Source organism: Litchfieldella qijiaojingensis, from assembly GCF_014651875.1.
In the GTDB taxonomy this organism is placed as follows: domain Bacteria; phylum Pseudomonadota; class Gammaproteobacteria; order Pseudomonadales; family Halomonadaceae; genus Litchfieldella; species Litchfieldella qijiaojingensis.
The window spans coordinates 1-2503 of sequence record NZ_BMXS01000061.1; the positions used below are offsets into that span (position 1 = coordinate 1).

Consider the following 2503-nt stretch of genomic DNA (forward strand, 5'->3'; position numbering starts at 1 on the left):
ATTCATCCTGGTGCTCGCGCACCATCCGAACCGCCCGTTCCCTCACCTCAGGTGAGTATTTCTTCGATGTTGTCATCACTCCATCCTCTCAAGAAATGGAGTCTCCGGGAATCCCGGGGCGGTTCAGAACTCTTCTTTTTCAGAATATGAAACTCTTAGACTTTCTGAGAAGGAGGGGAGATCTATTGATCTCATGAGCTTATTGTAATGAGCATGCATTGCTGTTGGCGGCCTAATTGATGTATCCCTAGCCATCAACGATGGAATGAACCCAAAACATATAGATGCATATAATGGCTGATTGAGAGGAAGAAAAGAAGTAACCCCTCTAACATACTTGACAAAATACTGCCTGTTTTCAGTAATGTTGTCTAGCAAGTCTTTTGATCTTTCTATTTCGTCTTCAGTTACATTAGTGCACTGATAGCTTGACAGCGAAGAAACTATTTTGTCCTTGCGCACATCTAAGGATACAGACAATTCACGACAAAGGTCATAAATCTTATTAAAGTCAATATCACTCAAAACATAGGGTGTTCCATTATCCCCCTTATGATCATCTGCTGAATGTTTATGTCCAGATTTTCCAAAAGATATATTCCGTGACCTCATGACTTTACTCTCAACTTCTAAATTAGTAGTGCCTTCGATAGACCTCTTAACTCGGAAGATAAGCTTATCCATTCCATTAATCATGGCCCAACTAGAAACTCTTGGACCACTATTACCTCCAAACAAAGATTTATTAATTACTCTCCATGCATCATGCTTATCTATAGGGTTGGGTAGTGCGCTTCTTGAATTATCCACTATTAAATGAAACTCATGCTCACTTTGAGGTGCAGAATAGGTTGCCTCGGAAAGCACATTCTCCAAAAACATTTTTTCTTGGAGTGTGAAATTGCAATGGCCACGAAAAGAGTCTTCCTCAGAAAACAAGTTATAGGCACAGTCAACCGCACTTTGGTTTACTGACCTCTTGCTTTTACTTGCATAGATGTCTATTATCCTTCGAGCCGACAATCGGCTCACGGGATGAAATGATTCTATTATCCTATGGGATTTTCGGAAGCCAATCTCATTCTTCCTCACTCTTCCATAGTTATCATTGATTTCCGGGGATTTCCTCATAGAAAACTTCAAGGGCTTATCAGGCCTCCTGCCTAAATACCCCTTAAAAGAATTTGCTGTCAGAAGCTTTCTTGCATTATCCATTGAGAAACCGTTTCCTTTAGACTTTGATATTTTTTTATTAAAGTCATCTAGAAACAATCCATACCTATAGAATATTGGCGATGACATTCCCATATGACTGATTATGGCTTTTGCAACTTCAGCTGAGGGCGTAAGGTCGTCACCATGCATCTCAAACTTAATAGCCCTGAAGATCAATCGCATAGCCCAGTCAGCTTTCCACTGGAGCTTACAATTCCCATCAAAAATGGATACCGTTATGCTTTCATCAACCGGCTCGTCTTTGTAGTAATTACGAAGCTCTATAGAATAATCCTCGTCGGGGAGGTTAACTATTTCTTCTCCAGGGATATGGTATGTAAGCTCTCCTATTTCTAAATCTATGTTGTCTATCTTTATATGCTCAATCACCCTTCCGCTAAAAGGGGATATTGGCATAAATATGCTGTACGTCCTTCTTCTCAAAGGACCAACGGAAGCTCTACATATATCATTAATTGAAGAGTATTTCTTCGCGAGCTCTAATATTATTTTATTGTATTTTCCACTGTAGTAAGCTTCAGAGCTTTTTGTTATATCGCACTGGATGTTGTAATGATCGAGCAAAGAATAGAACTTGTCTTCTATCATTTCAGAAAATGACCCATACTCCCCGCTCGGATCCGGGCACTTACATAGCGGCATGCCTTTAAAACCTTCAAGGCTTTCAACCCAGCCAGGATTAGAAGGGATTTTCTTCAACGGATCTAAGTCATCAGAGATCAGGAAAATTCTAACTTCTTTTCCTCTGCTAACCAAGCAGTCTCTAACTAGGCTAGTTCTAAATATCTCGCTGAAGGTTCCTATGTGGGGTAACCCAGACGGCCCAAATCCAGCGCCAAGGTTAATCACCTCATCTTTGTCAGTAATTTTAGAAAGTATCTTATCAGCTTCTCTCTTATACCATTCCATGTTAATCTATCCTTGATGTTAATCTGTCCTTGAAAAATATATTCTAATATTGGCCTTAATGATAATTTCAACTAGGCCTTTTCTAGTCATGATTAAGTTAGATAAAAATAGAGATTTTTATAATTAAATAAAATATGGCAGATTTCTTACATAATATGTATCTGTTGGGTCCCGGGGGATCTCCTCTGGTGCGTATGCCAAGCTCTCCAATGACTCTTATCCTTGAAAGTGCTTGGCCGCAGAAACTGAGTGCAACACCTGACCATTCCGGTAAGGTGTTGCCTCCATGGCCTATTCAGAACTCAGCATCGAAGAACGCGCCACGATCCAGGTCAGCCATGCGCAAGGCATGAGCATG

General features: G+C 40.4%; 1 protein-coding gene. It reads right to left on the bottom strand.

Annotated features, from left to right (window positions below; genetic code table 11):
* Positions 1-123: 123 nt before the first annotated feature.
* Positions 124-2145: a hypothetical protein gene (locus IE093_RS22165; RefSeq protein ID WP_189473103.1), complete on the bottom strand. Its 2022-nt coding sequence runs from the start codon at positions 2143-2145 to the stop codon at positions 124-126.
* Positions 2146-2503 lie beyond the last annotated feature (358 nt).

Coding starts and splice junctions, on each gene's coding strand:
- IE093_RS22165 (WP_189473103.1), bottom strand. CDS start 2,145: ATGGAATGGTATAAGAGAGAAGCTGATAAGATACTTTCTAAAATTACT.